Here is a 24,725-nt window from a genome sequence, read left to right on the forward strand (position 1 = left end):
CGACGGGCCAGCCGCAGACCCTCCCTACGCCGGTATAAGCCGGATCAGGTTCAGCGGGTCATGGGCTGCAGCCCACCTCTCAACCGCGCATCAGCGGCCCCCCGGGGATGTCTGTCGCTTAGGTGGTTGGGCGAGTGTTGGAAAGCGCTATCGCGGTATGCGCCCAGCGGCCGGGGTATGTTCCCATCCGATCGTCATCGGGTGCGGCTCGCCGTATCGGGATCGGCCCTGAAAGAGACGAGGATGATGTCACGCCAGTGAAAAGGGGTGCGCGTACAGCGCGATCGGCGGCTGCCGTCTCATGTCAAACCAGGACTCCCTCGATGCGTGCTATTCGTCCCTCGTTGTCCAATTTTTGTACGGCGCTCGCCCTGCTGTCGGCCATACCGACCATGACCCAGGCACACCCGGTTCCCAGAGTCTTGCGCCTCGAACGAGTCGTGATGGTGATGCGGCACGGCGTCCGCGCGCCGCTCTCGGGCGAAGTGCCGGTGACGACACGCACCGCCCAGCCCTGGCCGAACTGGCCCGTTCCCGAAGGCCAGCTGACACCGCACGGTGCCTCCGCAATCGAGTTGCTTGCGCGCCATGATCGTCGCTGGCTCGCGTCGCTCGCGCTCACGCGGTGTCCAGCCGCAGCTACGGTTCGGATCTGGACCAACACGGCCAGCCGGACGATCGCCAGTGGAGAGGCGTATGCGCAGGGGTTCGCGCCCGATTGTCGATTGACCGTAGGCCACCTTGCCGAAGATCGGACTGATCCGATCTTCGAACCGCTGGCCGCCGACGCGACCGCCTTTAGCCCCAGCCAGGCAATCGCCGCGATCGACCGCTTCACCGGTGGGATGGCCGCGCTGGTCGCGCGTCACCGCCCAGCCCTTGCGTTGCTCGAGACCGTGCTGGGATGCGGTCATGGCGCATGCAGCCCGGTCGACCCGCCGTCGCTGGTCGCGTCGACCGATCGCCGTGGGATCGAACTATCCGGGCCGATCCGGGCGGCGTCGGGTATCGCGCAGGTCCTCCTGCTGGAAGACTCCGAGGGCATGCCGCGTCGTGCGGTTGGATGGGGACGCGCCGATCCCGCGACGATCGCGCGGCTCGGCGCCCTTCATGCCGCGCTGTTCGACGTGTTCACGCGGTCACCCTATATGGCGGCGCACCAGGCTTCGCCGCTTGGCCATCGGATCATCGATACGCTGACCGCCGCTCGCGCGCCGCGTCTCGATGTGATGGTCGGCCACGATACCAACGTCACCGCACTGGCCGCCGCGCTGCACGTTGCGCTCGATGCCCCCGGCTTTGCTCGCAACGACGTCGCTCCGGGCGGTGCGATGGTGATCGAACGGTTGCGCGATCCACGATCGGGCGAACGGTTCGTCCGCCTGTACTACCGCGTACAGTCGCTCGCGGCGATCCGTGCGCTGCGCCCAGAGGTCATCGCGACACCGCTCGCGGTTCCGGGCTGTGCGGCGCCGTGTCGGCTCGACCGTTTCGTCGCGCTGTTAAAGTCTCGGATCGCTTAACGTTGCCGTCATCGCGCTGTGTGCATCGGCAAGCACACGGATCCGATCCAGAGCATCAATCGTGCAGCAGGCTGAGACGGGCATGCCAAGACGGGCCGGCATAAAGCCAGACGACGCACTGTAGCTGTCACCGGACAGTGCGTCGTGATCTGGTGCGCCATCCAAAACGACTAGGCCATGCTAGCTATCGACCTGGACATTCCAGTCTTTGGCAGACCTCAGCCATGGGCCCGGGCGCGAGCCTTTTCGGCCCTTGCCTGCTTCGCATAGTGATGATGCGCTACGGCACAACCGACCGCGGCGCCCATCACCGCGTGGCCCTTGCCAACGAAATGGCCACCGACGCCACCGGCTGCCGCACCGCGAATACAACCTTTGGCCAAGGCTGGCGATGCCGTCATGGCCAGTAACGGGAGTGCGATCAGGGAAATGTAACGCATGCCTCAGGTCCTTGAAGAACAGGGTTAGGACCGGAACTACTCGCGGCAATACGCTGATGTTCCGTGAGATTTCGTTCATGTTTTCATCGCCGCCGAACGCCGATTGCGGTCGGCGGCCGACCGTCTTCGCTAACCTTGTGACGAGTGATCACAGCTTGCGCGGAGCAGCCAAACCTCCGGGCAAGCCGTAATCAATCGATCAAACGGCCCCGTGGCACTGCTTGTACTTCCGCCCCGACCCGCACGGGCAAGGCGCATTACGGCTGACCACACCCTCCCAGTTCGCCGGATCCTCGCCGATATCGGCCTCCTGCGGCTGAGGGATCTGCAACGGCGGCATCGTCGACGTGATGTGACCCCGCGTGCCGCCATCGAAGTCGTTCGAGTTGTCCTCACCCGTGAACGGGTCGAAATGCGTCGTGATGAAGTCCGGCAGCTCGGGCAGCCCGACCGGTGCCTGCATCTGGAACTGCGCATGCGCGATCGTCTTGGTCACGTCCTCGCGGATCGTTTCGAGCATCCGCTGGAACAGCGAGAACGCCTCCTGCTTATACTCGTTGATCGGCGTCTTCTGCGCATACGCGCGCAGGTGGACGACCTGACGCAGCGCATCGAGCGTCGCAAGATGCTCCTTCCAATGATGGTCGAGATTCTGCAACAGGATCGACTTCTCGACCGACGTCCACGTCTCCGTGTCGAGATCCGCCGACTTCTGCGCGATCGCCTCGTCCGCCATCGCGCGGACACGCTCCTCGATCACCTCGGGATCGACCGACTCCTCGAGCAGCCACGCGTCGATCGGCGGCTCGAGATTCATCACCTCGGCAAGCCGCGTCTTCATCCCGGCAACGTCCCACTGCTCGGGGTACGAGTTCGGCGGGCAGGCATCGCCGACGATCACGTTGACCGTCTCCGCGCGCATGTCGGTCACCACGTCGCCGACCGTATCGGCATCCATGATGTCCGCGCGCTGCTCGTAGATGACCTTGCGCTGCTCGTTCATCACGTCATCATATTCGACGACCTGCTTGCGGATGTCGTAGTTGCGCGCCTCGACCTTCTTCTGTGCGGTCTCGATCGCCTTCGACAACCACTTGCTGCCGATCGCCTCGCCGTCTTCGATATTGTTGCGCATCATCTTGGCGAACAGCGTGTCCGGCCCGAAGATGCGCAGCAGATCGTCGTCGAGGCTGAGATAGAAGCGCGACAGGCCCGGATCGCCCTGACGACCCGAACGCCCGCGCAACTGGTTGTCGATACGCCGGCTCTCGTGCCGCTCGGTGCCGAGCACGAACAGACCGCCCGCGGCGAGCACCGCCTGCTTCTCCGCCTCGATCTCGATCGTGATTCGCGCCGCCGCCTCGTCATATTCGGGCGTGCCCTCGACCAGCTCGGGATGCTCGTCGAGCATGCGGAATTCGAGGTTGCCGCCGAGTTTGATATCGGTGCCGCGGCCCGCCATGTTGGTCGCGATCGTCACTGCGGACTTGCGCCCAGCCTGCGCGACGATGTGCGCCTCCATTTCGTGGAAGCGCGCGTTGAGGACCTTGTGATCGACGTTCTCGCCGACCAGGAACTCGCTCAGCATCTCCGACTTCTCGATCGACACCGTGCCGACCAGCACCGGCTGGCCGAGGTCCGCGTGATGCTTGATCTTCTTGGCGATCGCCGCAAACTTGTCCTTGGTGTCCTTGTAGAACTCGTCTTCCTCGTCGACGCGCTTCACCTCGACGTTGGTCGGGATGCTGACGACGTTGATCTTGTAGATGTCGTAGAACTCGGCCGCCTCGGTCGCCGCGGTGCCGGTCATGCCGCCGATCTTGGGGTACATGCGGAAATAGTTCTGGAACGTGATCGAGGCCATCGTCTGGTTCTCGGGCTCGATCTGGACGCCCTCCTTCGCCTCGACCGCCTGGTGCAGGCCGTCCGACCAGCGCCGGCCGTCCATCATGCGACCGGTGAACTCGTCGATGATGATGACCTTGCCGTCCTTGACGATGTAGTCGATGTCCGACTTGAACATCACGATCGCGCGCAGCGCCTGGTTGAGGTGATGCACGACCTGCGTGTTCTCGAAGTCGTACAGGTTCTGCCCCTCGAGCAGCCCGGCGGCCTCGAGCATCCGCTCGACCTTCTCGGTGCCGTCCTCGGTGAGGATGATCGTCTTCTGCTTCTCGTCCTTGTCATAGTCGATCGGATCGAGCTGCTTCACGACCGCGTCGACCTGCATGTACAGCTCGGACTTGTCGTCGGTCGGGCCCGAGATGATCAGCGGCGTACGCGCCTCGTCGATCAGCACCGAATCGACCTCGTCGACCACTGCGAAGTTGAACGCGCGCTGCGTCATCGCGCTGCGCTCGTACTTCATGTTGTCGCGCAGGTAATCGAACCCGAACTCGTTGTTGGTGCCGTAGGTGATGTCGGCTGCGTACGCGGCGCGGCGTTCCTCGTCCGACAGGTTCGGGATGATGACGCCGATCGTCATGCCGAGGAAGGTGTAGACCTGCCCCATCCACTCGGCATCGCGCGCCGCGAGGTAATCGTTGACGGTGACGACGTGGACGCCATCGCCGGGCAGCGCGTTGAGATAGGTCGCGAGCGTGGCGACGAGCGTCTTGCCCTCGCCGGTGCGCATCTCGGCGATCTCGCCGCGGTGGAGGACAATGCCGCCGACCATCTGCACGTCGTAATGGCGCTGGCCGAGCACGCGGTGCGCGGCCTCACGGACGGTCGCGAACGCCTCGGGGAGCAGGTCGTCGAGCTTCTCGCCCTCTGCGAGGCGCGCGCGGAACTTGACGGTCTGCGCGGAGAGTTCCTCGTCCGACATCGCCTGGAGCGACGGCTCAAACGAAGCGATCTTGGCGAGGATCGGGTTGAGCGACTTGACGTAGCGGTCGTTGGACGAACCGAACAAGGATTTGGCGAGGCCACCGAACATGGGCTGATTTCCTGAATTTGAGACGCGGCGGCACATTGGGGCACGCAAGCGTAGAGATAGGGAGCGGCACTCGAGCCGTGAGAATCAGGCGCCCGCCGCTATTCGCGCCGACGGTCCGCCCATATCGGGGTAGTGCCGACTGTGACGGCGCGTAACGTTGCGGAGACGGCGACGTCGTCCAGCGACGCCAGCGCGGCTACAGGCCGTACCGCGACCTTCGCGACGGCGACCTTCGCAGTCTTCGCGCAAACGCTACCTTGCGCCACTGCCTGAGCCGATTGCCCACGCACGCCGGGCACCACGCCGGTCAGCGCGGAGAGCAGGGCAGAGAGAAGCAGCAGCAGGTTCATGCGGAAACGGCTTTATGCGAACACGCCGTCAAGGTCCATCCGTCGCCCGGTGATCATTTCCCGACGAGCCGATAGGCAATGCGCACACGGTCCTGCACCTTGATGGGCGTACCCTGATGCCTGACGAAGCGTTCGGTGACATCGCACATATCCGTTTCTGTCGCATCCGCATCGTCGCTCGACGTGTCGACGAGCGTGGACACCGGCGGACAACCGGTACGCGTGCCATCCCGCTGCACCAGGAACTCGCTGCCCATATCCTGGAGGACCGTCATCCCCGTCGGCATCGGCCCCGATAGCGGTGCGGCCGGGCCGATGGACCGGTCGATCAGGGCCACGAGCTCGATATCGCCCGGTGGTGAGACCGCGGGATCACCGCCGAACATGCTGGCGATCTTCTCACGAAACCCCGCACACATCGTCGTCGCCTCGACCGCGACGTTGGCGGGCAAGTCGCGCAGTTCGCAGCGCTTGATCGCGGCCTTGTTGGACAGCAGCAGCGTCAGCCGCTGCCCCGCACTCGCCAAGGGGCTGGGCTGCGCATCGGGCAAGGTCCAGCGCACTTTCAAATCGTACGTCCCCGCGACCGCCTTACCGGCGGCATCGCGCGCTGGCACGAAATTCGGCTTGCGTGTCGTGATGATCCGACACGTCGCGGCGTCGAGCGACGCGGAATTGGACGACGTCGCGATGCGGCAAGCTGTCACCGCCCCCAGCGGATCGATCGCCAACGCGGCTATTACCGTCCCATCTTCGCGAAGCGTGTCGGCCAACGGCGGATAGGCTTCGGGTCCGAACAGCGTCGCCAGCTCGGATGGCGGCTTTGGATCGATGCGTTGCGGCGCTGCCCCCAGTCGTCCGCCGCTCGCGATCATCGCCAAACCAGCCACAGCCCAGTATCGCCGCATCGGCAGTATTCCCTCGAAATGATCCAGTGCGCAACCAAGCCGTTGCAGCCGCCGGGCACAAGCGGCAAATGGCAGGGATGACCGAGTCCACATCCCCCCTCGCCCTGCCCTTCCCCACCGCGCCCGCGATCGACGGAGTCGCGCTGCATGTTGCGCGGGCGCAGTACAAGACCTGGGACCGGTGCGACCTCACGTTCGTGACGCTGGAGCCCGGGACTGTGGTGGCGGGTGTGCTCACGCAGAGCAAATGTCCTTCGCCCGAAGTGGAGTGGTGCCGTGCGGCGCTGACCCTCGGGCAGGCGCGGGCGCTGGTAGTGAATGCGGGTAATTCGAACGCGTTTACCGGGTCGCGGGGCCGTGCGGCGGTCGAGGCGATCGCGGCGCGGACGGCGGCGCATCTGGGGTGCCAGCCTTCGGACGTGTTCGTGTCCTCGACCGGCGTGATCGGGGTGCCGTTGCCGATCGACAAGGCCGAAGCCGGGCTCGACGCCGCGTTCGCTGCCGAGCCGTGTGGTTGGGAAGACGCCGCCGCGACGATCATGACGACCGATACGTTCACCAAGGGGGCGGTGACGACCGCGGTGATCGGCGACCGGACCGTCAAGCTGGTGGGGATCATCAAGGGTTCGGGGATGATCGCGCCGGACATGGCGACGATGCTGGGGTTCATCTTCACCGACGCCGCGGTCGAGCCCGAGTTCCTGCAAGCCGCGCTGTCGAAGGCGAACGCGCCGAGCTTCTCGTGCATCACGGTCGACAGCGATACCTCGACCAGCGACACGGTGCTGGCGTTCGCGACCGGCAAAGCTGGTAATGCAGTGTTGGCAGACGATGACAGCGTGGGGGCGGACGCCTTCCGCGCTGCACTGGCAGACCTGTGTCATCAACTCGCCATGCTCGTGGTTCGCGACGGCGAGGGGGCGCAGAAGCTGATCGAGATCCAGGTGACCGGCGCGGAGAGCGATCGCAGCGCGCACCGCATCGCAATGAGTATTGCCAACTCGCCCCTGGTAAAGACAGCGATCGCCGGGGAGGACGCCAACTGGGGCCGCGTCGTGATGGCGGTCGGCAAGGCCGGTGAGCCTGCCGATCGCGACACGTTGTCGATCCGGTTCGGGAATACGCAGGTTGCGGAAGGTGGCTTGGCGGAGAGTGGCTATGACGAGGCGCCGGTCGCTGCGCATCTCAAGGGCCACGAGATCGAAATCGGCGTCGACCTCGCGCTAGGCGAAGGCCGCGCCACTGTATGGACCTGCGACCTCACGCATGGCTACATCTCGATCAACGCCGACTATCGGAGCTAACCCCCTATTGCCGTCACCCCAGCGAAAGCTGGGGTATCCCGGTTGGTAAGCGGGGTGGCTCGAACCGGGAGATCCCAGCTTTCGCTGGGATGACGGAGAGGTAGGTGGTCCTTAGGCCAATTCGCCTTCGAGCCAGGCCTTGAGCCGACCCTTGGGCTCCGCGCCGACCTTGGTCGCCGCCGGTGCGCCGCCCTTGAACAGGATCATCGTGGGGATACCGCGGACGCCGTACTTGCCCGGCGCGTCGGGGTTCTCGTCGATGTTGAGCTTGGCGATCGTCACCTTCTCGCCTAGCTCTTCCGAAATCTCCTCGAGCGACGGCCCGATCATCTTGCACGGGCCGCACCATTCCGCCCAGAAATCGACGAGCACGGGGCCGTCGGCGTTCAGTACGTCTGCATCGAAGCTGGCATCGGTGATCTGCTTGGTCGCCATCGTGAATTCTCCTTGGTTGAGTCGTATCTAAGGTCGCTCGCGTGTGCGCTCAACCACCGAGGCGCTAGCTTTGCTCCGTGGGCCGATAGTGCGGCTTGTTTGCGGCCAGCGTCTCGTCGTTCAGCACGATCAACCGCGGTCCTGCGGTGTACAGCAAGGCCGCCTCGACCGACCGATCCGGAAAGATCACGCTCAAGGCTTCGGCATAGGCTGCCATCTGCTTCAGGTGGTAGTCGGGCACGTCGTCCAGCCCTCTCGGTGCGCGCCGACCGGTCTTGAAGTCGACGACGCGGATGCGGTCTGCCTCGATCAGCAGGCGATCGACCGTCCCCGACACGACCATGCCGTTCGCGAGGGTGGCGGCGATCGGCGCTTCGGCCAACGTATCCGCGCTGAAAAGCTCGGCGAAGCGCGGGTCGTCGAGCACGGCGACCACGCTCTGCACGATTTCGGACCGTGCTGCGGGATCGTCGACGCCGCCTGCTTTTGCCAGCCAGCGATCCGCTGCCGCCGCGCGGTCGGTGGCAGCAACCGCCGGCAGACGCTCGAACAGCGCATGGATCAACCGGCCCCGCTCCGCTGCGACGCGCATCGCAGGCGTCGGCGGTGGATCGGACACCGCGTCGTCACCCAGCGCAGACGGCGACAGCGGACGAGGCGGACGCGCTTCTTGCGGTGCGGATTCGTGCGCCCAAGCCGGTAGCTGTGCGTTAGCCGCAATCTCGACCGAAGCCGAAGCCTTGGCGATCACCGCAGGCTGAGGCTCGACCCCGGCGAACGTCCGCGCGCCCTCGCCCACCGGGACATCGAGCGCCGTCAGCGCACGATCAGACGCCGCGTACCAGCTATTCTCCGGCGGCACGCCCTTCGCGCGCGGCCCGAGCGCACCGGCGATCACCAGCCGCTCTTCGGCGCGCGTCGCCGCGACGTAGAACAGCCGCCAATGCTCCTCGAGTTCGCGCTGCTCGGCGGCCGATACGACCGCGTCGAGCGGTCCGCCACGCTCGCTCGACCGCGGCCGGAATACCGGGATCGGCGCAGCCCCAGGCTCGGGCGCCCATTTCAGGATCGAGCGCGGCGCCGCCGACGGGTCCGCCGTTGCATCCGCCAGGATCACCAGCGGTGCCTGCAACCCCTTCGCGCCGTGTGCGGTCATCACCCGGACCGCATCGAGCGGCGCAGACGGATCGCGGACGATCTCGACATCGCCGCGGTCGAACCAGTCGAGGAACCGCTGCAACGAGGGCGTCGTAGTGCTCTCGAAGGTCAGCGCGGCGTTGAGCAGTTCCTCGATCGGATCGCGCGCCTCCGTGCCGAGCCGGCGGATGAGTTTTCGGCGACCATCGAGCGGGCCCGACAGCAGTTCCTCTAGGAACTGGTACGGCGTGGCGATGTCGGCGCGCGCGAGCATCGCCAGCAAGGGCGCCAGCCGCGTCGCGGGTTGCGTGCGTTGTAGGTGCCGCCACAACGGTCCGGCCTCGCGCGGGGCGGCGGCCATCAGTTCGTCCTGCGTCCAGCCGATCAGTGGCGATACGAGCAGCGCGGCGACGCTCAAATCGTCCTCCGGCTGCAACACGAAGCGGATCGTCGCGAGCAGATCCTGCACCGCGAGCGGCGCGTTCAGCCTCAAGCGATCGACGCCCGCCACCGGCACGCCCTCGGCATAGAGCCGCGCGACGATCAGCGAGGCGAGGTCGCCGCGTCGCTTGACCAGGATCATCACGTCCTCGGGCCGCAACCGCCGCCCCTTGCTCTCCAGCATCAAGCCCGTGTCGGGGGCGAGCCAATCCTTCACGGCACGCGCGATATCGCTGGCGAGCTTGCGCACCGCGTCGTCGACCCAGCCCTCTTCGTCGTCCTCGCTGCCGCCCGCGGACACCGGCGGCCACAAGGTCACGGTGCCCGGCCCGGCGACCTCGCTGGCGTGCTGTTCTACCTCGCCGGCGATGCCTAGTCCCGGCTCGCCGATCGCATCGATCGCCGCATCGACGAACTCCAGCACGGTTCGCGTCGATCGGAACGAGTGGCGGAGCGACAGTCGTGCCAAGGGGAGCCCACGTTCCTCCTCAGGCCAGTCGTCGTCGCCTTCCGCCTCGCTCGCACGCCCGCCGAAATATTGCTCGGCCGCCTGGAAGTTGAGCGGATCGGTGCCCTGGAACCCGAAGATCGCCTGCTTGTAATCGCCGACCGTGAACAGCGTCCGCGTCGACGGCGCATAGATGCCGCGGCCGACGAAGAATTCGTCCGCCAGCGCGCGCACGATCCGCCACTGGTGGCCGTTGGTGTCCTGCGCCTCGTCGATGAGCAGGTGTTCGGTCGCCTGGTCGAGCTTGTAGCGCACCCATTCACCGATCCCCGGCTGGTCGAGCAGCGCCACCGTCGTCGCGATCAGGTCGTCGAAATCGACCGCGCCTGCGCGTCGCTTGGCCAGCGCATAGCCGCGCGCATAGTCGCGCCCGACCTCCAGCCCGTCGGCGAGCAGGTCGCAATAGGTCGCGCGCTGGACCATCGACAGCACGTCGGTGCACGCCTCGCCGAGATCGCGCGCGAGCACCTCGTAATCGGGCTCGGCATCGATCAGCTTCTTCGAGGCTTTGCGCTGCGTGCCCGTGCCGGTCAGCACGACGCTGGCGAGCTCGTCCAAAGTCGCCGCGCGATCCTCGGAGTCTAGCCAGCGCTGCACGGTCGCCGCTGCGGCCTGCCCGGTCGCCGTCCCCCAGGCGCGATTGGCCGCAGCAATGCGCGCGATCGCATCCAGATCGAGCGCGTCGCACCACTCCGCGATCGCCTCGTCGATATCGCCGGAGGGCAGGCCGAGTTCACGTCGCAGCCATGGCTGGATACCGACCGGGAGGGCCTCCAACGCGGGCAGCGCGCGGGCGCAGGCAAGCAAGAACGCCTCCGCCCCGCCCTCGCCCATCCGGAGCGACAGGCGCCCGACGATCTCGACCGGACGCTCGCGGCCTTCGCGCTCCGCGTCCGATAGCATCGTCGCGAGTGCTTCGCGGGCGAGACCGGCTTCCTCGCGGGCTTCGAGCGGGCGAAAGCCGGGGGTGAGGCCTGCCTCGACCGGGAACGCTGCCAACAATCCCTGGCAGAATCCGTGGATCGTCTGGATGCGCAGGCCCCCGCCCGGCGCGTCGAGCACCTTGGCGAACAGGGTGCGCGCACGGTCCTGCAACGCCTGTACCGGGCTCTCGCCGAGCGCGATCAGGTCCGCCGCCAGCGCCGGCGCGGGCATCCGCACCCACGCGGCGAGGCGCCCGTTGATCCGCTGTGCCATCTCGGCGGCGCCCGCCTTGGTGAAGGTGAGGCACAGGATCGCACCGGGATCGACCCCGCGCAACAGCAGCCGAAACACGCGTGCCGCCAGCACCTGCGTCTTGCCGGTGCCGGCCGACGCCGACAGCCAGACGTGCGAGGCGGGGTTGCTCGCATCGGCCTGCGCGCCCCTCAGCCGGGGGAGCGTGGCGAGCGCATCACCGCTCACGGCCGTACCATTCGTCGCGTCGCATCAGCTGATCATACTCGGCATAGGGGGCGTATTCGGGCACGAGTTTCGCGGTGAAGGCGGCGCTGCCGGTCAGCCATTCGCCGACGACTTCGGTGAAGTTGTGCGCGGCGATCGACGTGAACTCGGCGGTCGGGATCTTGTCGCGTTTGCCCTCGGGATCGACCGGGCTCTCGATATAGCCGAACGCGTCGCGCTTCTTGCCGAGCGACCAATATTCGAATGCGCCTGCTGTGCCGGAGACGTCGGGGAAGCCGCCGCGCTCGGCGATCAGGCCGAGCAGGCCGAGTTGCAGGCTGTAGCCGGCGCGCACCGCGGTCGGCGAAGGCGGCTTGCCGGTCTTGTAGTCGATCACGGCCAGGCGCCCGTCGGGGAGCTTGTCGATGCGGTCGTAGCGGCCCGATAGGGTTACGCCGGCGATTTCGATCTTGCCCTTGCCCTCGGCACTGGCGACCGTCCGGCCGTCTTCGCCCTGTGCGACGATCGCGCCGGCGATCCAGTCGATCGCCTCGAGCAGGCGCGGCTGCCACAGCGCGCGCATCATCGGGTGCGTGCGCTCATCGTCGAGCATCGCCTTCGCTCGCTGTCGCAGCGTGTCGACGGTGCAGTTGTCCTGCTTCCACCATTGCTCGAGGATGTCGTGCACCGCCGTCCCGCGCCAAGCCGCACTGGGATCGGCATCGACCGGATCGAGCGGCATCAGCCCGAGCACGCGGCGCGCGTAAAAGGCGTAGGGATCGGCCTTGAGCCGGTCCACCTCAGTGACGGAGATGGCTTTCGGACGTAGCAGCGCAGGCGGCGAAGGCGCGGGACGGTCGGCGGGGAGATGTTCGCCCGGATCATCGAGCGCGCGCGTCCAGCCTTCCAGTGCCGACGCCCGCTCGAACCGATCTCCTGCGAGTGCCTGCAACCGGAGCCAGAGGCGCGAGGCCAGAGCGGGTGACTTCGCATCTCGCCGCGCTCGGGTGACGACCGCCCGCGGGGCACCCAACGCTTGCGCAAAATCATGCGCCGCCGTGCCGACACGCCGCTCCAACCCCGGCAGCCCGAGCTCCATGCGGATGCGTGGTGCGAGCCACGGGTCCGGCGCAGGCCGCCCCGGCCATACGCCTTCGTTCAGCCCGCCGAGCACCATGACGTCCGCCGTCTGCAACCGTGCCTCGATCAGGCCGTAGATTGCGAGACGGGGATGCCCGCCCGGTGCCGGCCGCACCGCGACTTCGTCGAGCAACGTCCGCAACAGTTGCGGCAGTTCGCGCGGATCGATCCGCGGCGGTCCGGCAGGTGCTTCGGCTTCCAGATCGGCCAGAAACTCCGCTGCCGCACGCCCTGCCAGCCCCGACCAGAGATTGTCGCCGCACAAGGTCTGCGCCGTCTCGCGCAGGCACGCGAGCACCGACGCTAAAGGCTGCGGCCCCTGATCGAACGCACCGGCCAGCGGCGTCAGCAGCGGCTGGACGTCCGCCCACCATGTTGCCGCAGTTCCCTTGCGCTCCTCGAGATGCCCCGCGATCCCGTCGAGCCCCGCCGCCGGCCGTGGTCCTCGCAGCCGCCGGTCGAGCGCGCGCGCACCGTCTAGCCATTCAAGACGTATCGGCCGTTCGGAGGGCTTTTCGCTCGCGCGGACCAGCGGGTGCTTCAGCAACGCCAGCAACGCGAGCGGCGAAAAGCGCTGCGCCGCCGCCTCGGCCAGCGCGAGCAACAACGTCCCCGGCGGGAGGATCGACAGAGGCCGCCCCGCGCTATCGTCGATGCCGATATTCCAGCGCCCGAGATGCGCCGCAACCCTTCGCGCCAAGGCCCGATCCGGCGTGACGAGCGCGGCAGTCCGCTCCGGCACCTCCAGCGCCTCCCGCAGCACCAGCGCAATCGCCTGCGCTTCCTCCGCCGGAGTTGCGAGTTCGGCTGCGGTCACGCCTTTCAAGCGACGATCCTCAGCAGCGATCTGCGTCCACTTGCCGGTGAAATCCGCCGGCGCCAGCGCGTTGGCGATCGCTCGGCCACGCGCCGCATCGGCGTCATGCCCGCCACCCTCGCGCCACGTCTGCACCTCGCCGCGAGCGACCCCCATGCGCAGGAGCATCAGTTTCGCGTCGAACTGCGGATGCGTCTCGATCGACCGCCGCGTGAGCCCGGTCACGGGGTTCGGATCATGCGGGCCGAGCGCGTCCCATTCCTCGTCGGGCAACGCCAGGTCGAGCCCGGCGAACACCACCATCCCCTGCGGCATGTCGGCGATGCAACGGAGCAACCGCGCCACCGCAGGCGCGGAGTCGGTCACGCCTGCCGCACACACGATCCCGGCCGGCGGCGCATTCCGCCAGCGCTGGGCAAGCCGGTCGAGCAAGGCCGAGCGCCGCGTCGCCGCATCAACCCGCCCCAGCCGCGCGAGTTCGCCCGGCCAGCGTTGCAGCACGATCTCGAACGTCGCCAGCGCACGCCGCCAGTGCTCGGTGAGTTCGGGGCCGAGCTCGATATCGCGCAACTTGGTTGGCGGCACCTCCTCGACCAGCAGCTGATCGAGCGTCCGCGCAAGTTCGCCGGCAAGCCGTACCGCCTCGGCCGCGTCGACGGGATGGCCTTCCCGCGCCCGCTCTTCCGACACCAGTCGCGCCAAGATCATGCGCCGCTGATATGGCGGCACCGCAGGCAGCGGTGGATCGACATCGTCCGCGGGATCGAGCGCAGCACCGACCGACTCGCCCATCTCCGGATCGCCCAGCGCCACCAGCCGCGGCAACACGAGCCCGCCGCCGCTCGCGCGCACGAACGCTTCGGTCACCGCCTTCACCGCTCGGTTGTTCGGCAACACGACCAGCGCGCGCGCTAGCGCCAAGGGATCGCGCCCCGCCTGCCGCATCAGCCCGGCGACGAGCGCATCCGCAAACGCGCGGTGCGCCGGGATCGTGTACAGCGTCGGGCGACCCGACGTGGCGAGATCAGCCATCCGCGAGGATCGCCTCGGTCTTCGGGATCGCGGCGGGCGTGCCGACGTCGAACCACAGGCCTTGGTGGACCTGACCGTAAGCGCGGCCGGCCTCGATCGCGCGATCCCAGAACAGATTGGTCGAGAACGGCCCCTCCGGCCAGTCCGCAATCAGCCGCGGGTGGAGGATCTGGATGCCGGTATAGGCGAACGGCGCGACCCGGCCGGGCTTGCGCCGCCCGGCGATCCGCCCGTCGCTGCCGAGGTAGAAATCGCCCACGCCCGTGTGATTGTTGGCGCGGGCGAGCGGCACCATCAGCAGCAGCGCGTCCATCTTCGCATCATCCCAGCGCGATGCGAGCAGCTTGATCGTGTCGACCGGTCCGTCGATCCAGAGATTGTCGCTGTTGACCACCAGCACCGGCGCCTCGCCGAGCAGATGCCGCGCCTGGACGAGCCCGCCGCCCGTCTCCATCAGCATTTTCCGCTCGTCGGAAATCAGCACATCGATCCCCGCGAACCGGTCGGTGACGTGCGCCTCCAGCGTGTCCGCGAGGTAATGTACGTTGACGACCGCGCGCTTGATCCCGGCGGCCTGCAACCGCTCGAAGACGTGGTCGATCAACGGCTTGCCGGCGACCTGCACCAGCGGCTTGGGGCGCGTCGCGGTCAGCGGGCGCATCCGCTTGCCCAAGCCCGCGGCCATCACCATCGCCGTCTCGGGCACGATCCCGCGCGGGACAGGGCGGATCGTCTGCTGGCGGCTCACGCGCTCAGGACCAGCGGATCGCCGCGCAACGCCGCCGGTACATTGGCCTCGAACCATGCCGCGACCGGCGCCATCACCGGTTGCGCCAGGTCGCGCTCCAGATACGCCCAGACACGCGGACACATCGTCGCGTAGTGCGGCTTGCCGTCGCGCTTCCATAGCCGCGTGAAGATGCCGAGGATCTTCGCGTTCCGCTGCGCGCCGAGCACGTGATACGCGTTCATGAACTCTTCCCCCGCGTCCGCCGCCGCGCGATAGCGCGCCAGCATCGCCGCCTCGACTGCCGGATCGACCGTCCGCCGCGCATCCTGCAACAGCGACACGAGGTCATAGGCCGGATGCCCCGCCAGCGCGTCCTGAAAATCAAGCAGGCCGAGCGAACGCTCGGGCCCAACCAGCATCAAATTCTCGGCGTGATAGTCGCGGAGTACCGTGACCGGCGTTTCGGCGATGGCGTGATAGAACACCGTCTCCCAGGCTGCGTCCCAGCCCGCGAGATCGGGCTCGATCCCGACCGCCGGGCAATACCATTCGACGAACAGCCCTGCCTCACGCTTCAGCACCGCGCGATCATAGGGAGGTACCGGTCCCGCCGGCTCGGCGCGCAACCGCACCAGCAGATCGATTGCCGGCGCATAGAGCGACAGTTCCTCGTCCGGCGCGGCATCGACGGTCTCGCGCAAACGGATATCGCCAAAATCCTCGATCAACACGAGCCCTTGGTCGAGATCGCACGCCAAGATCGCTGGCGCCGCGAAGTCGCGCTCGGCCAGCCATTCCGCGATGGCAATGAACGGCCGCGGGTCTTCGTGAGGGGCGGCGCGTCCATTAAAATCGCCTGACGCCCAACCTCGACCGCGCGGAAATAGCGCCGGAACGACGCGTCGCCGGCGACCGGGAGGATCTGCGCCTCACCCCAGCCATGAGCGTCGAGAAAAGCGGCGGCGCCGGGCGGCGGGGTCATGTCGGCCATCGCGACCTCCAAGCTTCCGGGACTCTTACTGTCAAGCCGCGCGTGCCGTCCGGCTCGATCGTCAGGCTCAAGCGAAGCGCATCGGGCCAGTAATCAGGACCGGCACGCTCGGGCCATTCGACCAGCAACAGCGAATCATAGCGCGCGTCGTCGAGAGCCAGTTCCTCGATCTCGGCGGGGTTGTCGATCCGGTAGAGGTCGACATGGAGGACGGGGAAGCGGACCTCGGGCGGCTCGTAGGGCTGGACGATCGCGAAGCTGGGCGATGGCGCCTCGCCAGCGAGGCCGAGTGATGCGAGCAGTCCTCGCGCAACGCTGGTCTTGCCGGCGCCGAGTGTGCCTTCGAGGGTGATCACATCGCCGGGGCGGACACGTCCTGCGAGCATCGCTCCGAATGCCTCGGTCGCTTGCGGATCGAGGAGTCTCACCACCCTCCGTCACCCCGAACCTGTTCCGGGGGCCACCCGTCAGCACTCTCTACGGCCGGCGAGCACGCGGAACGGTGGATGCCGGAACAAGCCCGGCATGACGGAGTGGCAGTAATCATCGCCGCGGCAATTCTACGGTGATCAGTGTGCCCGCGCCGGGCTCCGAGACCAGCTCGATCGTCCCGCCATGCGCTTCGACAAACTGCTTGGCCAACGGTAACCCCAGTCCCAACGCGCGATCCCCCATCGGCTTCGATTCCGCGAACCGGTCGAACGCGTGCGCGACCGCCTCGGCATCCATCCCGACCCCGTCGTCTGAAACAACAATCCGCGCCGACGTCGCATTGCCGTCGGTGTGCAGCAACACCCGCCCGCCATCGGGCGTTGCCGCGACCGCGTGGCGCAGGAGATGCTCGACGACCTCCTTCAACCGCTTCGGATTGCCGTTCACGCGCCCGGTAGAACGCGCCACCTCGACCGCGAAGTCGAGCTTCCGCCGCTTGGCCGACGGCAGGATCGTCTCCGCCGCCGCGCGAACCGTCGTGGCCAGATCGACATCGCTGCGATCCGTCTCCGCCCGATCGCTCTCCGCCCGCGTCAGATCGAGCACGTCGTCGACTAGCAACCCAAGCCGCTCGACCGACTCGAGGATCGCACCCACATAGCCCTCGGCCTGCGGCGTCATCGCGCCGGCATAGCCACCGTGCAGCATCTCCGCGAACCCGCTGATCGAGGTCAGCGGGGTTCGCAGTTCGTAGCTCATGTTCGCGACGAACGCAGTCTTCACCTTGTCGGTCGCCTCGAGCGCGTCCGCCCGATCCCGCAAAGCCTGCTCCGCGCGCCGGCTGTCGGTGATGTCGAGCATTGTGAACAGCGCATTCCCGTCGGGCAGCGGCACGCCGGCGAACTCGAAATGCCGCCCATCCGCGAACGCCACGCGTCCGCCGCGCTGCTGGCGTCCGACTGTCGCCGAGCGGACGAGATCGGGGATCAACGCGGACCGCCCCGGCGTCGCGAGCTTGGCGCCGGCCGCCTCGGCAAACGCATCGACACGCGGATGCGAGGCGAGGAACTCTTCCTCCAGCCCCCACAATGCGCGGAACCGGTTGTTCCACAGTTGCAACCGGCCATCCGCCGCGAACACACCGAGTGCCTCGAACAGATTGTCGAACGTCGCGGTCCGCACGCGCAGCAAGGTATCGCGCGCGCTGGCGAGTTGGACCTGCTCGGTGCGATCCTCGAAGATCAGCAGCAGGCCGCCGTCCGGCAGAGGCTGCGCGACGACGCGAAGATGCGTGCCGCCCCGGAGGTGCCAATTCTCCTCCATCGCCCCCCGCCGACCGAGCCACCCTGCGCCGCGCCCGTCTGCATGAACCAGTCGCGCCGTTCCGCCTTCCAGCTCGGGAAGTCGCGGACCTCGGGCAGCCGGTTGGCTTCGCGCATTCGCTCGAGCACGCGGTCGAATTCGGGGCGGTCGGCGAGCCATTCGCTGCGCATCGCGAACATCCGCCGAAACGGCTGATTGCAGAACACGAGCGAACGGTCCCCGCCAAACTGCGCCACGCCGGCTGACAACCGATCGAGCATCGCGCGTTGGGCTTCGGCAAAGCGCTTTGCCCCCGACCGCGCCTGCTCCAGTTCCTCGATATCGATCGCGAACCCGGCCACGCCGCCGCTCGGCAGCGGCACGTCGTAGATCTGCAGAGATCGGCGGGCGCCGTCGATCGTCGCGGGCAGAACCTGCTGATGCGGCCGCCCCTGCTCGCGCGCAACCGCCGCGCCGGCGAGTGGCCCGCCGCGCCCCGATCCCTCGACCAGTTCCAGCCCGCGCGCGACGACATCGGCAGCGTCACGCCCCTCGACCGCATCGACATAGGCCGTGTTTACCATCGCCAGCCGCAGATCGGTCGCGCGGTACCACATCGGCATCGGCGCGGCTTCGATCAGCCCGGTCAGCGATTCATACGCCTCGCCCAGCCGCGCGGTTTCTGCCCCGAGCCGGGCGATCTCCGCCTCGCTATCGGTCGCGTCGAATGCCCAGAGCAGCACCGCACCCGCGGCGCCCATCTCGCCGGGGGCTCGGCCCCCGCGAAACGTAATCGCGCGTCGAACCCTGCAGCCGGACCGAGCGAACGAAGGCTCGCCCCGACCGCTGCGCCGCAGTGACATCCGCGATCAACCGTGCGGCATCGTCCGGGGACAGGCTCGTGCCCCCTGTGGCCAGCTCCGCCAGCGACCGCGGCGGTACGTCCAGCCCAAGCCAGTCCGCCATCCGCTGCGTCATCTCGATCCGCCCACCCGAGCGGATCACCGTGACGATCGCCGGCGATCCGTCGATGATCGTCCGCAACTGCGCGTTCGCCTCCACCGTTTCCGTCGCATCCGCTCGCGCACGCATGCCGAGATAGAGCAGCGCCAAACCGCCGAGGATCGCCAGAAGCAGAATCGCCCCCACCGTCACGGCAGTACCGGTCCCGAGGACCATTATCGGGGAGCCCGTAGCGACATCATCCGTCCATGTAGGCCAAACCGTCCCTTGGGGAAAGCCACCAGACAATCAAAAGGGCGGGCCCGACATGCGGACCCGCCCTTCGTGATCTAGTCATCATCTTCGCAGACGACGGCGAGCCTTAAAGCTTCACGCGAGCGCCAACGTACATAAACCGGCCGACGTTATCGAAAATCGCGTCGTTCCCGTTACCCAGCAAGCCATAAGGCGGCTTCTTGTCGGTCAGGTTATCGACGCCCCCGTAGAACGTGAACCGCTTGTCGACGTCCACCGACGCCCGCAGCGCGTGATAGACGACCGACGGATAGTAGACCCGGTCGGCATAATAGGGATCCAGCGCAGCGACGCCGTTGGTGTCGTGCTGGGCTTCCCAATCAGTGATCGACTGGCGACCGACGTAGCGAAGCTGATACCCGACCGTGACGGGTCCATGCGTGTAGTCCGCCGAGACGTTAAAGTTGTAGACCGGATCACCCAGCTCGCCCTTGATGCGCTCCTTCTGGCCGGGATTGTCGAGATACGGATAATCCGTGCGATCGCGAACCCAGGTACCGACGAACCGCAATGCGATCTTGTCGTCGGCGAAGATACGGCGGTTGTACGACACATCGACGTCGATGCCCTTCGCCCGCAGCGCAGCAAAGTTGACCGTGCTCTGGAGCAGCGCGGTCTGGGCGAACTCGCCACTCGACTGGCGCGGGTTGATCAGACCGCAGAACTGGTTGTCCAGCGATGCTGCGTCATAGCAGGCATCGAGGATGGTCTGCGCGCCGACGGCGGCGATGACGTTGCTGATCTTGATGTCGTAATAATCAGCCGTGATCGCGAGGCCAGGAATGAACGACGGCTGGAGAATCACGCCGTACGTCCAGCTCCGCGACGTCTCGGCTTCGAGGTTGGGGTTACCGCCCGACAAAAATTCGGTGCTGCCAGCACGGGCTGCGTTGTTGATAAAGTTGGCAGGAACGCCCGCTGCGGCGCAGTTGGCGGCACGCGTCGAGCGGCCGGTCTTGATGAAGTTGACGTCGCAGGGATCGTTCAGAATGTCGAAGTTCTGCGAAGGCGACGAGTAGAGGTCGCTCAATGTCGGCGCACGGACGGCCTTGGCATAGCTGACGCGGAACTTGATGTCGCGAACCGGCGCGTACAGTGCGCCCGCATTCCACGTCCACACGGTACCCGCCGAACCCTTGTAGTCGGCGACGCGCACAGCCGCGTTCGCCGAGAGTTCCTCGGCGAAACGCATGCCCTTGAGCAGCGGCAGGTTGAGCTCGCCATACGCTTCCTTCACCGCGAACGACGGCGGCGTGAAATCGGGGATCGCGTTGAGGAACGTTGCGCCGGATTTCACCTGGTCGTCATACGCGTAGGACGCGGTCTCACGACGATATTCGCCGCCGAGCGCGAACTGCACCGGGCCACCAGGCAGCTCGAACAATTGCGAGCTGTCACCGACGATGTTGGCCGTCACGTCGAACTCGGTCGCCTTTCCGGTCCGGTGCGAGGTCGTGTTGATGTAGTTGAGCGCCGCCTGGCTCGGAGCGCCATTCCCGAGCACATTCAACGGCACGCAGTTCGGATCGGTGACACTGGTCTGGTTGATCCGGCACACGATGGTGCCCGCGCCGTTCCGCACGGTATCTACCGCATTGTAGAAATTCTGATTGATGCGGTTGTTGAAGAACGACGAACGGGTCCGGAACTCGCCGTAGTTGACCGAGAAATCATACTTCCAGTCGGTGTTGAACGTGCCCTCCGCACCGCCGACGATGCGGTAGGTATCACGACGGTCGAATTCGTCGCGCGTGCCGAAATCGTTGTTGTTGCGATTCAGGCGGAAGAACTGTGCGCCCGCCGGCAGCAGCGAACGGATCGTCGCGGCATCGCCGGGCTGGAGATACGGATTGTCCAGCGAGATCGGGATCCCGATCGTCTGCCGGCTGAACCCGCCAACGGCCGCACGCGTGAAGGGATTGCCGTTGGCGTCCTCGTCCGCGACGGTGCCCTGCTCGCCACCCTGGGCAAAGGTCGGCGTACCCTGGTTGAAGCTCTCAACACGGACGAACTTCGCCTCGATGAACGGCTTGAAGGCGTCGGATACGTCGAAGTGACCCAGCAAGTTGGCGACGTAGCGCTTCAGCGATGGCTGCAAGGTACCGCGGTCGTTGAGGATGCCGCCGTCGCCGCCATTGTTGTTGTTCGAACCGGCCGGACGGAAATCGGTGCCGTAGTTATACTCGTACAGCGAACCGCCGGGGTTGAAACCGAACACGCGGGGATAGCCGTTGGCAAGGCAGCCTGCCGCCACGGTCCCATTGCTGCATGCACCGATCCCGGCGCCGTTATAGGCGATGAAGTTGCCGCCATTGTCATAGCCGAAGCTGTGAACATCCTTGAGGAACGTGCGGTTCGGAACCGTGTTGTCGAGCGCGGGACTATCCACCTGCTGGAACTGGCGACGTCCGGTGTACGCGCCCGTAAGGCCCGGCCGATCGGCATAGGTAACGAGGTCGGACTGGTTATATTCGAGGTTCAGCGCGATGTTACCGCGGCCGTCGGCGAAGTTCTGACCGTAGGTGCCGCTGAGACGATACGTGCCGTGATCGCCTTTGTCGCTCAAGCCGCTCTGCGCGTTGAGCGTCAGGCCCTCGAAATTGCGCTTCAGTACGAAGTTGACGACGCCGGCCATCGCGTCCGATCCATAGACCGCGGACTGGCCGCCGGTAACCGCGTCGACACGTTCGATCAGGTCGGTCGGGATGGTGTTGGTGTCGACCAGGAAATCACCCTCGGACGAGGTGATATGCCGGCGGCCGTTGACCAGCACCAGCGTACGGGTAACGCCGAGCCCGCGCATATCGAGGAAGTTCAGGCCCGAAGTGCCGATGAACTGCGTCGAACTCGCCTGGCTGTAGGTCGAACGCAACGACGGAAGGTCGTTCAACACGTCACCAACGGTGATCGCACCGGTGCGCGTCAAGTCGGCAATCGTCAGCGTGGTAACAGGCGCAGGCGAATCAAGCGTCGGGCGCGCAATACGCGAGCCCGTGACGACGATATCGCTGCCGGCATTGGCTTCGGGCGCCGCCGTCTGCGCAACTGCGCCAGTCGTGGTATCGGAACCGACGGGAGCGGCCGGATCGGAACCGGGAGCCTGGGTCGCGGCATCTACCGGCGTCGCTGTCTGCGCTGCTGCCGGGATCGCCGAGGCCAATACGAACGCGACTGTGGACGCGGTTACGAACAATCCGGACTTCCGGACCGATATGCCAATCATACTAACAACCCTCTGAACCTAAGCGTTTACTGCAGTCAGAAGGACACCTTTCCTGTCTATTTTTCAATCCGTGCGACGAAACATTACGAAAGTGTGACATCGCCGCAACACGGTTGCGTAACGAAAAAGCCGCGCCCGCCTGGTGGCGGACGCGGCTTTCGAAAACCCTACGGAATCCTGAGGATCAGTAGCGGTAATGGTCCGGCTTGAACGGGCCTTCGACCGGCACGCCGATGTAACCGGCCTGCTTGTCCGAGAGCTTCGACAGCTTCACGCCGAGCTTCTCGAGGTGGAGCATCGCGACCTTCTCGTCGAGGTGCTTCGGCAGGACGTACACTTCGTTCTTGTAGTTCTCGCCCTTGGTCCAGAGCTCGATCTGCGCGAGCGTCTGGTTGGTGAAGCTGGCCGACATCACGAACGACGGGTGGCCGGTGGCGCAACCGAGGTTAACCAGGCGACCCTTCGCCAGGATAATGATCTGCTTGCCGTCCGGGAACTTCACCAGGTCGGTGCCGGGCTTCACTTCGGTCCAGTCGTAGTTCGACAGCGCGGCGATCTGGATCTCCGAGTCGAAGTGACCGATGTTGCAGACGATCGACATCGGCTTCATCGCCTTCATGTGATCGGCGGTGATGACGTCGGCGTTGCCGGTCGCGGTGCAGAAGATGTCGGCGCGGGTGACGGCCTCTTCCATCGTCACGACCTCGAAGCCCTCCATCGCCGCCTGCAATGCGCAGATCGGATCGACTTCGGTGACCATCACGCGCGCCGCCGTTGCGGAGCGACTGCGCCGAACCCTTGCCGACGTCACCGAAACCGGCGACGCAGGCGACCTTGCCGGCGAGCATGACGTCGGTCGCGCGACGGATCGCGTCGACCAGCGATTCCTTGCAGCCGTAGAGGTTGTCGAACTTCGACTTGGTGACCGAGTCGTTGACGTTGATCGCCGGGAACGGCAGCTCGCCCTTCTTGGCGATCTCGTACAGGCGGTGGACGCCCGTGGTGGTCTCTTCCGAAACACCCTTCAGGTTCTTGACGGTCTCGGTCAGGTAGCCGGGGTTCTTCGCGACGTACGCCTTCAGCGCACGCTGCATCTCGACCTCTTCCTCGTTCTCGGGCTCGGGCATCGTGTGGCCGGCCTCGAGCTTGGCGCCCCAGAGTGCGAACATCGTCGCGTCGCCACCGTCATCGAGGATGATGTTGGCGGTCTGGCCCTCTACGTCGCGATCCCACGAGAAGATGTCGCCGACATAGTTCCAATAGTCCGCGAGGCTCTCGCCCTTGATCGCGAACACCGGCACGCCGGTCGCGGCGATCGCGGCGGCGGCATGGTCCTGCGTCGAGAAAATGTTGCAGGTCGCCCAGCGGACGTCGGCGCCGAGCGCGGTCAGCGTCTCGATCAGCACCGCGGTCTGGATCGTCATGTGCAGCGAACCGGTGATGCGCGCGCCCTTTAGCGGCTGCGCTGCGCCGAACTCGGTACGCAGCGACATCAGGCCGGGCATCTCGGTCTCGGCAATGTTGATCTCGGCGCGGCCGAAATCGGCGAGGCTGATGTCGGCGACGACGTAGTCGGGCTTGCCGTCGGTTTTCTGGGGCGCGAGCGTGGTGGCCACGAGGATATCTCCTGGGAATAATCTGGATCGGCGAGCCTCATGCCCGTGCCGGATGCGGTGCCACTTAGGGGATTGGGGGCTCAAATCAAATATAAAGATATCTTTATATGACGTTTCGGGCAACCGGACGATCCTGCCGAACCTCGCCGTTCTCCTGCGAACGCAGGAGCCCAGGGTAACGAACGGTGTCCTGTGTAATCCTGGGCTCCTGCGTTCGCAGGAGAACGGCTAGGCCCTACCCGTCTCTGCGACGAGCAACCGCGGATCCACACCGGCCTGCGCGAAGGCGAACGTCCACCGATCCTCCGCCGCCGTGTCGAACAGCAGGTCCGTATCCCCAGCCACGTTGAACCACCCCGGCCGCGACAGCTCACCCTCGAGCTGTCCGCCATCCCAACCGGCATAGCCAAGCGCCACTACCCATTCCGACGGCCCCTTCCCCTCGGCAATCGCGCGCAGCACGTCGACCGTGCTGGACAGCTTCCACCGCCCGGCGACATCGACCGAATCCTGTCCGCCCCAGTCAGACGAGTGCACGACGAACCCGCGCCGCGGCTCGACCGGACCGCCGAAATGGACCGGAGCGTTGGGGGCGTCGCCCGGTTCGATCCCGAACTGTTCGAGCAGATCGTGAAACCCCAGCCCGTCGATCGTCGCACCGATCCCGATCCCGATTGCGCCATTCTCGTCATGGCTGCACATCGCGATCACCGCGCGGGCGAAGCGCGGGTCGCTCATCCCCGGCATCGCGAGCAGGAATTGTCCCGAAAGAAAGGCCGTCTTGTCCATGCGTTGGAACATAGCGGCGCAGACGATCG

At 66.3% G+C, this 24,725-nt stretch carries 16 protein-coding genes, 2 pseudogenes and 1 riboswitch; of the genes and pseudogenes, 2 read left to right on the forward strand and 16 right to left on the reverse strand.

The window, feature by feature from the left end; genetic code table 11:
- Positions 1 to 4: 4 nt before the first annotated feature.
- Positions 5 to 114, reverse strand: a riboswitch (TPP riboswitch).
- 308 nt (positions 115 to 422) lie between these two features.
- A complete protein-coding gene (locus tag QP181_RS06870; protein ID WP_333928080.1) occupies positions 423 to 1,523 on the forward strand; it encodes a histidine-type phosphatase in 1,101 nt (366 codons plus the stop codon).
- Between the two features lie 218 nt (positions 1,524 to 1,741).
- Here the strand turns inward: QP181_RS06870 and QP181_RS06875 are convergent, their stop codons facing one another.
- The 4 genes from QP181_RS06875 to QP181_RS06890 form a co-directional block, all read right to left on the reverse strand.
- Positions 1,742 to 1,963 carry a hypothetical protein gene (locus QP181_RS06875; RefSeq protein ID WP_132896716.1) on the reverse strand — a complete coding sequence of 74 codons (222 nt, stop codon included), beginning with the start codon at positions 1,961 to 1,963 and terminating at the stop codon, positions 1,742 to 1,744.
- Positions 1,964 to 2,162: 199 nt separating this feature from the next.
- Positions 2,163 to 4,901 carry a preprotein translocase subunit SecA gene (secA, locus tag QP181_RS06880; RefSeq protein ID WP_333928081.1) on the reverse strand — a complete coding sequence of 913 codons (2,739 nt, stop codon included), beginning with the start codon at positions 4,899 to 4,901 and terminating at the stop codon, positions 2,163 to 2,165.
- 98 nt (positions 4,902 to 4,999) lie between these two features.
- On the reverse strand, positions 5,000 to 5,251 hold the full coding sequence (locus tag QP181_RS06885) for a hypothetical protein (RefSeq protein WP_333928082.1): 252 nt from the start codon (positions 5,249 to 5,251) through the stop codon (positions 5,000 to 5,002).
- Positions 5,252 to 5,304: 53 nt separating this feature from the next.
- Positions 5,305 to 6,159 (reverse strand): energy transducer TonB, encoded by an 855-nt coding sequence (locus tag QP181_RS06890; protein ID WP_333928083.1) that lies wholly within the window; start codon positions 6,157 to 6,159, stop codon positions 5,305 to 5,307.
- 77 nt (positions 6,160 to 6,236) lie between these two features.
- On the opposite strand from QP181_RS06890, the gene argJ reads away from it, so the two are divergent.
- Positions 6,237 to 7,463 (forward strand): bifunctional glutamate N-acetyltransferase/amino-acid acetyltransferase ArgJ, encoded by a 1,227-nt coding sequence (argJ, locus tag QP181_RS06895; RefSeq protein WP_333928084.1) that lies wholly within the window; start codon positions 6,237 to 6,239, stop codon positions 7,461 to 7,463.
- Between the two features lie 111 nt (positions 7,464 to 7,574).
- Here the strand turns inward: argJ and trxA are convergent, their stop codons facing one another.
- The 12 genes and pseudogenes from trxA to QP181_RS06945 all read right to left on the reverse strand — a co-directional run bounded on the left by trxA (position 7,575) and on the right by QP181_RS06945 (position 24,696).
- Positions 7,575 to 7,898: a thioredoxin TrxA gene (gene trxA / locus QP181_RS06900; protein WP_055877560.1), complete on the reverse strand. Its 324-nt coding sequence runs from the start codon at positions 7,896 to 7,898 to the stop codon at positions 7,575 to 7,577.
- A gap of 64 nt (positions 7,899 to 7,962) precedes the next feature.
- On the reverse strand, positions 7,963 to 11,388 hold the full coding sequence (gene addA / locus QP181_RS06905; protein ID WP_333928085.1) for a double-strand break repair helicase AddA: 3,426 nt from the start codon (positions 11,386 to 11,388) through the stop codon (positions 7,963 to 7,965).
- A complete protein-coding gene (gene addB, locus QP181_RS06910) occupies positions 11,378 to 14,356 on the reverse strand; it encodes a double-strand break repair protein AddB (RefSeq protein ID WP_333928086.1) in 2,979 nt (992 codons plus the stop codon). The genes addA and addB overlap by 11 nt, the downstream gene beginning before the upstream one ends.
- Positions 14,349 to 15,047 (reverse strand): nucleotidyltransferase family protein, encoded by a 699-nt coding sequence (locus QP181_RS06915; RefSeq protein WP_443027579.1) that lies wholly within the window; start codon positions 15,045 to 15,047, stop codon positions 14,349 to 14,351. Before QP181_RS06915 ends, addB begins: the two co-directional genes overlap by 8 nt.
- Before the next feature lie 53 nt (positions 15,048 to 15,100).
- A pseudogene (locus QP181_RS06920) lies at positions 15,101 to 16,068 on the reverse strand (aminoglycoside phosphotransferase family protein).
- Positions 16,065 to 16,505 (reverse strand): tRNA (adenosine(37)-N6)-threonylcarbamoyltransferase complex ATPase subunit type 1 TsaE, encoded by a 441-nt coding sequence (gene tsaE / locus QP181_RS06925; protein WP_333928088.1) that lies wholly within the window; start codon positions 16,503 to 16,505, stop codon positions 16,065 to 16,067. The pseudogene QP181_RS06920 and the gene tsaE overlap by 4 nt, the downstream one beginning before the upstream one ends.
- Before the next feature lie 115 nt (positions 16,506 to 16,620).
- A complete protein-coding gene (locus QP181_RS19955; RefSeq protein WP_443027526.1) occupies positions 16,621 to 17,832 on the reverse strand; it encodes a sensor histidine kinase in 1,212 nt (403 codons plus the stop codon).
- The gene (locus QP181_RS19960; protein ID WP_443027527.1) at positions 17,751 to 18,572 is read right to left on the reverse strand and encodes a PAS domain-containing protein; all 822 of its coding nucleotides are present in this window, start codon (positions 18,570 to 18,572) and stop codon (positions 17,751 to 17,753) included. The genes QP181_RS19955 and QP181_RS19960 overlap by 82 nt, the downstream gene beginning before the upstream one ends.
- Positions 18,523 to 18,990 carry a hypothetical protein gene (locus QP181_RS19965; RefSeq protein WP_443027528.1) on the reverse strand — a complete coding sequence of 156 codons (468 nt, stop codon included), beginning with the start codon at positions 18,988 to 18,990 and terminating at the stop codon, positions 18,523 to 18,525. Before QP181_RS19965 ends, QP181_RS19960 begins: the two co-directional genes overlap by 50 nt.
- 145 nt (positions 18,991 to 19,135) lie before the next feature.
- A complete protein-coding gene (locus QP181_RS06935) occupies positions 19,136 to 22,291 on the reverse strand; it encodes a TonB-dependent receptor domain-containing protein (RefSeq protein WP_333928089.1) in 3,156 nt (1,051 codons plus the stop codon).
- Between the two features lie 184 nt (positions 22,292 to 22,475).
- Positions 22,476 to 23,907, reverse strand: a pseudogene (ahcY, locus tag QP181_RS06940) (adenosylhomocysteinase).
- 228 nt (positions 23,908 to 24,135) lie between these two features.
- Positions 24,136 to 24,696: a YqgE/AlgH family protein gene (locus tag QP181_RS06945; RefSeq protein WP_333928090.1), complete on the reverse strand. Its 561-nt coding sequence runs from the start codon at positions 24,694 to 24,696 to the stop codon at positions 24,136 to 24,138.
- Between the last annotated feature and the right edge of the window lie 29 nt (positions 24,697 to 24,725).

It is taken from the genome of Sphingomonas sp. LR55, assembly GCF_036856015.1.
Classification (GTDB): domain Bacteria; phylum Pseudomonadota; class Alphaproteobacteria; order Sphingomonadales; family Sphingomonadaceae; genus Sphingomonas.

Coding starts and splice junctions, on each gene's coding strand:
- QP181_RS06875 (WP_132896716.1), bottom strand. CDS start 1,963: ATGCGTTACATTTCCCTGATCGCACTCCCGTTACTGGCCATGACGGCA.
- QP181_RS06935 (WP_333928089.1), bottom strand. CDS start 22,291: ATGATTGGCATATCGGTCCGGAAGTCCGGATTGTTCGTAACCGCGTCC.
- secA (WP_333928081.1), bottom strand. CDS start 4,901: ATGTTCGGTGGCCTCGCCAAATCCTTGTTCGGTTCGTCCAACGACCGC.
- QP181_RS19955 (WP_443027526.1), bottom strand. CDS start 17,832: ATGGAGGAGAATTGGCACCTCCGGGGCGGCACGCATCTTCGCGTCGTC.
- QP181_RS19965 (WP_443027528.1), bottom strand. CDS start 18,990: ATGGTCCTCGGGACCGGTACTGCCGTGACGGTGGGGGCGATTCTGCTT.
- QP181_RS06945 (WP_333928090.1), bottom strand. CDS start 24,696: ATGGACAAGACGGCCTTTCTTTCGGGACAATTCCTGCTCGCGATGCCG.
- QP181_RS06885 (WP_333928082.1), bottom strand. CDS start 5,251: ATGAACCTGCTGCTGCTTCTCTCTGCCCTGCTCTCCGCGCTGACCGGC.
- addB (WP_333928086.1), bottom strand. CDS start 14,356: ATGGCTGATCTCGCCACGTCGGGTCGCCCGACGCTGTACACGATCCCG.
- argJ (WP_333928084.1), top strand. CDS start 6,237: ATGACCGAGTCCACATCCCCCCTCGCCCTGCCCTTCCCCACCGCGCCC.
- trxA (WP_055877560.1), bottom strand. CDS start 7,898: ATGGCGACCAAGCAGATCACCGATGCCAGCTTCGATGCAGACGTACTG.
- QP181_RS06890 (WP_333928083.1), bottom strand. CDS start 6,159: ATGCGGCGATACTGGGCTGTGGCTGGTTTGGCGATGATCGCGAGCGGC.
- QP181_RS06915 (WP_443027579.1), bottom strand. CDS start 15,047: ATGGTGATGGCCGCGGGCTTGGGCAAGCGGATGCGCCCGCTGACCGCG.
- QP181_RS19960 (WP_443027527.1), bottom strand. CDS start 18,572: ATGGGCGCCGCGGGTGCGGTGCTGCTCTGGGCATTCGACGCGACCGAT.